General features: G+C 40.0%; 7 protein-coding genes. All 7 read right to left on the reverse strand.

Features of this window, described 5'->3' with window-relative positions; genetic code table 11:
- Positions 1-21 precede the first annotated feature (21 nt).
- The gene (gene pepC / locus HMPREF1116_RS08325; protein ID WP_000991668.1) at positions 22-1,356 is read right to left on the reverse strand and encodes an aminopeptidase C; all 1,335 of its coding nucleotides are present in this window, start codon (positions 1,354-1,356) and stop codon (positions 22-24) included.
- A gap of 110 nt (positions 1,357-1,466) precedes the next feature.
- Complete coding sequence (locus HMPREF1116_RS08335; protein ID WP_001234881.1) at positions 1,467-2,189, reverse strand: pseudouridine synthase; 723 nt, start codon at positions 2,187-2,189, stop codon at positions 1,467-1,469.
- Between the two features lie 242 nt (positions 2,190-2,431).
- A complete protein-coding gene (gene asp5 / locus HMPREF1116_RS08340; RefSeq protein WP_000571541.1) occupies positions 2,432-2,656 on the reverse strand; it encodes an accessory Sec system protein Asp5 in 225 nt (74 codons plus the stop codon).
- A gap of 4 nt (positions 2,657-2,660) precedes the next feature.
- Positions 2,661-2,840, reverse strand: a complete 180-nt coding sequence (gene asp4, locus HMPREF1116_RS08345) for an accessory Sec system protein Asp4 (RefSeq protein WP_000161926.1) — start codon at positions 2,838-2,840, stop codon at positions 2,661-2,663.
- The gene (gtfB, locus tag HMPREF1116_RS08350) at positions 2,833-4,179 is read right to left on the reverse strand and encodes an accessory Sec system glycosylation chaperone GtfB (protein WP_000615323.1); all 1,347 of its coding nucleotides are present in this window, start codon (positions 4,177-4,179) and stop codon (positions 2,833-2,835) included. The genes asp4 and gtfB overlap by 8 nt, the downstream gene beginning before the upstream one ends.
- Complete coding sequence (gene gtfA / locus HMPREF1116_RS08355; protein ID WP_000158449.1) at positions 4,163-5,683, reverse strand: accessory Sec system glycosyltransferase GtfA; 1,521 nt, start codon at positions 5,681-5,683, stop codon at positions 4,163-4,165. Before gtfA ends, gtfB begins: the two co-directional genes overlap by 17 nt.
- 11 nt (positions 5,684-5,694) lie before the next feature.
- Positions 5,695-6,588: preprotein translocase subunit SecA (locus tag HMPREF1116_RS08360; protein ID WP_000596790.1), on the reverse strand; the 894-nt coding region annotated here is incomplete at its 5' end.

Below are 6,588 nucleotides of genomic sequence, written 5' to 3' on the forward strand. Positions count from 1 at the left end.
ACCGTTCTTTTTATATCTCATTTATTCTGCCAAGGCACCCATTGGATCCCATGGTGCAAGGACGATTGGTTCTGCTTCATAAGCAGCTCGTTCTTCTGCTGTTAGTAATTCTTTACGAACAACGATTTGGTAAGTGTATTCGTCCATCCAAGCATCTGAGGCAACAAAGTAACCATCTGCACCGACCTTGTCTCCCCATGAGTTTTCAACTTTCCACTTGATTGATTTGCCATTTTCATCCAAATCAACACCTGTCAAGACCATTGCGTGAGTCATCAAGCTTTCGCTGTAGTCCAAACGTCCTGCTTTGTCCTGAGTGAGTTGAATATCCATGCTTGATTCAAAGTCATAGACATCTGTCGCAAGGATTCCGGCTTTACGGTTGCTGAGTTGGCCGACATCTGAACCAAACCAAACAGTTTCTCCTGTTTGCATTTGGGCAATGGCCAATTCTTTCAAGCGTTCCATCGGTACGTTAATGTAACGAACTGCACGGCTACCAACCACATTTCCCAACATCTCAACTGTGTAAGATTTACCGTAAGGTTTATCAGCAGTTGGAGCATTGATCACAGAAACGTAGTCTTCTAATGGAAGGTCAACATATTTCTTGTAAAACTCTTGTGGCGTGATGCCTTTTTCGCTTTGGTAGTTGTTGTCCTTATCACGATAAGCAAAGTCAAATTGACGTGGCGGAAGTCCTAGTGACATGGCAAGGAAGTTAAAGATCTCCTGCAAGAGGTCTTCTTTCTTAGCTTGAACAGTCGCTTGGTCTGCGCCAGAAGCCAAGAGGTCACGCAAGATTTGAGCGTCTTGACGAAGCAATTTGTTAAGGATTGCATTGAGCTCACGACTATTGCTAGATGAAACAGATTCTGGATAAACAGACTTAGGTACGACACCGTATTTCTCAAAGAGAGAAACTACCATATCCCATTGTCCGCCATCTTGTTGTGGAGTTTGGAGTAGGAAGCTAACCTTGCGGCTGGTCAATTCTTGGTCAGCAGTCGCAATCACTTGCTCCAAGAACCAGTTTGATTTTTCATACTTGTCCCAGAAGAAGGTGTGGGCTTGTGACAATTCAAAGTTTTCAAGTTTGTATTGAGAAATGAGTTTGTGGCGGAAAGTATTAAGGGCCGCAAACATCCAGCAACGACCAGATGCTTTCTGGTTAGTGACCTTGTCCTTAGTCAAGTCAAGTGAGAAAACAGGTGTGTTGTCGACATGGCTTTGACGACGCTCAAGGGCTGCAAAGATTCCATTGTGGCTAGCAGCATTTTCGATAGCTTGGTATTTGACATTTGCTTCATAATTGGCAAATAATTTATCTGTAAATGATTCTTGAATCGCGTTCATAAAATCCTCCTTTTATTCTACAGTCTATTATAACTCTTTTCACAAAGGAAGCAACCAAAAACTGAAAAAGGCAAGGATATTTTCCTCACCTTTTTCAAAGATTACACAGTTTACCCAACACTTTCGAGCAAGTTTTCTAATTCCTCTGTGGTCAAGCGACGCCATTCCCCACGTTTCAGATTTTCATCCAAGGTCAAAGTTCCCATGGTCAGACGTTGCAAATCAACCACTTCCTTGCCACAGTATGCTACCATCCGTTTCACTTGGTGAAATTTTCCTTCTGCGATGGTCACGCGAACCAGACTTTGGTTTTTTTCTCTATCAAGAGATACAAGCTCCAGCTTGGCAGGCTGACAGGTAAAGTCTTTTAGCGGAATCCCTTGTGCAAATGTCTCAATGTCTTCATCCGTCATGGTTCCATCGACCTGCGCCAGATAGGTTTTATCCACATGGCGTTTAGGAGAAAGAAGAGCATGAGCCAACTGGCCATCATTGGTCAAGAGTAAGAGTCCATGCGTATCAATGTCCAAACGTCCCACTGGGAAAACTTCCTTTGATCGAGCTAAATCATCCAACAAATCCAAGACTGTCTTATGTTTAGAATCTTCAGTTGCTGAAATAACACCCTGGGGCTTGTTCATCATATAGTAAACAAACTCCTCGTACTCTAGCTTTTGCCCGTCAAAACAAATCTCGTCTGTCTCTTCATTGATTTGTAGCTTGGCAGATTTTTCCTTTTTACCATTGACCATCACACGCCCAGTCTTTAGAAAGTTTTTAACTTCCGTCCGACTTCCTACAGCGCAGGCAACTAAAAATTTATCTAATCTCATAGCACTATTATACCATGAAAAAGCATAGACTTAGAACCAAAAATAAGCCGCCTGATTGGGCGACTTTATTTTATAGGGAGATTATTATGAAAAATTTTTAGGAGTTAAAGTTAAGTTCTTCTTAACTTATGCTTATAGTATAAGCTAGATTCCTAAAAGTTTTCTTAAAATTTTCTCCTCAAACTTAAATTTCTTTAAATCTTCACTGTTAAAATCAAACGTTCTAGCAATACAGATAACGATTAGTTAAAAGTTAAAACCATAAAGAGGAGCAACAACACAAATAGTGATAAGCTAACAAACAAGGTTAAGACTTTAACAAGCGTATTGCTTTGCCAATAGCTGGGCTTTCCGATATTGCTGGTAGCATCCATAGAAAAAATTTGAGTTTGTCTGGGTTGAATGGTCACAAGAATGATTAAGGAAAAAGCTAAAATAATGGTTAAAATCATCAATAATTCAATCATTTTATTACCTCAAAAGTCCTATTAAAGTAAACAGTAAACCAATCAAAATGATGAGTCCAATCAAAAAAGAAAATGTCTTACTAATTTTTTCACCACGTGTAGATTTTTCTTTTTTGATGGGTTGTTGTTTCATCTCTTCCATGCGACCTTCAACGTCCTGATAGAATAGATCTTTTTTAGTCATGGCTTTCTCCTAAAATGGTTTCCATCCGCTCCTGATACATAATTGGATCCACATAATTGGCATGGTACCCTTGGTCTCCAAGAGCTCGACCCATCTCTTTGACATGAGAAAGGGCTAACTCAATGGTATGAATCATGTCATCAACTGCTTCCTTAGCGAAAATATGATTTGGAGCTGTATAGCGGCGATTATGGGCTGTTTCCTCAAAAGCTAGGACCAGTTGATTGTGTTCAAAAGCCTGACGAACAGCTTGAAGCAGTTCATTCCCATAGTTGATATCCAGGTAGATATCTGATAACTGATAAAGCTCCTGAATCTTTTGGGGACTGGCATTCTGATAGAGCACAACATTTGGATAGCGGAGCATATCCAACAACTTAGATGACATCTCTGTCACTGCTGCGATTCGGAAAGTAACCCTTGGTAAACTCTCCACCAGTTTTTCGATTTGCTCTAGTTGATCCGAATTGGTCACTATCAAGGCATCAGGACGAACAAAATTATCGCGCTTAAAGTGATAATGATAGCCTAGATGACTAAACTTATGATGGAATTTTTCATCCGTCAATTGCAAAGCACGTTCATAAGTCGCATAATCTGGAATGATAATGGTCTTAGCTCGAAGCTGATCATTCTCCAAGATCAGTTGCATATTTCCTGGTATATCATTATGCAATGGTTCTTGCCAAACCAGGATATCCTTACCTGATTTTTCTGGAAAATGGAAAGAAGTCAAAAACGAAGTAGATAGGGTATTAAAGAGAAGGTGGTCCAGATTCACATTCAAACCTTGCAAAAAGTCTATGATAAAGGCCACTCGACCAGAAAAATGGCGCAAACCTTGCCCTTCCAAGGTCAAGAGAATATCACCTGTGACATGGTTTTCCAAAATAACTTCTTTTTGATCTACGTCCCGATAAGAAGTCATGATAGCTTGACCAGATCCATCAAAGGTGGTCTTAGCAAAGCAAGCTCCAAAACGATTGTAGTGATCTACTTGAAAGATGCGGCCTGCTGGTGTCTTCCATTCGACTTTTTTCACCAAACGAGCCTGTAAGCCATCTGCAAAATGAATCACTGCTCGTTCTTGATTAAGGTCATTGATGGTTCCAAATTGATTATTCCCAGCAATCTCCCAAAAATCTGGGACGGGAACTTGGTTAAAGTACAAGGGTTTACCACTGTCATAACCCAAATAATAGGTGAAGGGTGAGACAACTCCATCTGGTAAAAATCCATCTGGTTCAATAACCACAGTCAAATCAGACAGTCCTGCCGCAGTCAGACTATAATGCAAATCTTGACTTTCTTGATTATATACATCAAATAACTGAATCATCCACTACCTCCTTGATTGTTTTTTCCCATTTGTTCAAAATCTCTTGAGTCAAGAATTTCTCAGCAATCTGGTAGGATTTTTCTCTCATACTTTCCAAACGATTTTCCAAATACAGTTGGCAGATTTTTTCCGCATAAGCTTTCTTGATTTCATCTTCGACATGATCAGATGAGCTTGGAATCAAGTAACCATTTTCACCATCTTCGATGAAGGTTTGATTTCCATAAGGAACATCAAAACCAATCAATGGCAAGCCTGAACCAATTGCTTCCATGAGAGTCAAACCAAATCCTTCACTGGTAGAAGCAGTTAGATAAACTTCATACTGTGAATAGATTTGGGAAAGTTCTGCATGGCCCTTGAGTTTAATATACTCTTCTGCCTGACCTGCAGCGATAATCTCATGAAGACGTCCTTCTTCACCACCACTACCGTAGATATCAAAGGTTAATTCTGGCAATTCCCTATGAGCCTCAATCACAGCCTTGACAAGCCAATCAATGTGTTTTTCCTTGGCTAGACGCGAAGCTGTAATAAGAGAAAATGGTTTACGACTCTTTTGTGGTTTTGTTAATTGGTCAACACTTCCAACTGGAATGGTCACAATCTTAGGAGCATGTGTGGTATAGTGAGCAAACTGTTGCTCTAAAACTTCCTTTTGACGATCCGTTGAAACGATAAAAAGATCGACCTTATCTGCATTGGTAAACTGGTAGTCATAATAGTTGTTCCAAAGGATATAATCATCATTGGTCGCATTTTCACTATAGTGCTCAGCGTGAACGACAACAGCAAGATGCGCCGCTTGCGCTTCTTCAAAGACCACCTGACCAATCCCTGTTTCACGATCCAAAATCACTAGATCTGATTTACTTAACCCAAGTGTCTGCATGAAATAACGGATCAAAGCAGGCTTCCCGTATAAGATTCGATCCTTGAAACGGTAGACTTCCTCGGTCCCTTGATTCATGAACATCTCATAAGATGGAGTCCCATCTTCATTGTAGAAGGTTCTTTGGTAGAGTGTCGCTACATTATCTTTAGGAGCAAAATACTCTGTGCAGTAGCGTGTATATGAGAAGTAATCTTTGCGGATCAATTTGCCAGCATACACATACTCCACATGTTGGACAAAATCCTTCTCCTCATCTACCAAATAACAAGTGATAAACTTGTCTTCATCTGAGAAGAAGATTCGTTCAATTCTCCCATTTCTTTCACGACGGCTTTCTACACCTTCAAAATAAGCCAAAACATCATCTACCGTCACACTGGTCGGTGCAATCTTGATGTCTGTGAAATGAGTGTAAAGCCAGATGACCTGATCATCATCAAAACCGATATTTGCGGTTAAATGCTGGATATTATCGCCCAAAATCATGTCTGTAAAGATAAACTTCGACGGCAGATTCAGGCTGCGAAAAATACCCGCACGATAAGCTTGGGCATATTCAACACCACTGCTGGCCCAGCCAATTCCTAAATTTATATTGTAAATTGTCATATATTCTCCTTTTATGGAAAATGGGTTACGATTTCGCCCTTAGGTCCCATCTGAACTAATCCCATCAAGATATTCCGTACCATATCTGAACGAATCTGCTCTTTCATGGCTTCAAATCCCATATAGGCTTCTCGGTAGTATTCTACGATAGGGTTCGTTTGACTGGCTGTTTGCCCGCCAATTGCCATCATCAACTGTTGCAGGTAGTCCACCTGTTCTACCCAGTTATCATCAATGGCTTTAAGCATGGAAACTCTCAAAAATTGGTCATATAAATCATGAGGTTCTAACAAGGTCTTCTTATCATTTAACTCATTGTTAATGATTTGAATCAAGAAATTTCTCAACGCTTGTTCATCTTCAATGACTAAATCAAGAGGCAATTCTCTGATATTAAAACTGATATTCGTGACAATATAGTGAAATAATTCTTCTCTGGTTTTTATGTTTTCAGATAAAATTGTTTCAATATACTCGTCAATCATCTCAGATAATACATCTCGAAGATCCCTATCTCCGTTTATTAAACGATTTCTTTCCTTATAGATGAGATCACGTTGGATATTCATACTCTCAGCATATTCTAGTGTTCTCTGTCTGTTTGCACGACTAGCACTATCACTTGCATTTTGAGCTTTCTCAACTAGTCTGTGATATTTTCTTCCCTCAAGGATTTGTGGTTGAGTAATATCAGCAACACTATACTCTTTGTACATTCTGTGAACCCAGGATGGACCGAACTTCTTGATGACATCATCTTCTAATGATACAAAAAACTTCGACAGTCCTGGATCTCCTTGTCTACCCGAGCGTCCTCTGATTTGCAGATCAATTCGCTGACTTTCCATTCGTTCTGTACCGATGACTACTAGGCCACCAAGTTCAGCAACACCAGGTCCCAATTT

Source organism: Streptococcus sp. SK140, assembly GCF_000259525.1.
Taxonomy (GTDB): Bacteria; Bacillota; Bacilli; order Lactobacillales; family Streptococcaceae; genus Streptococcus.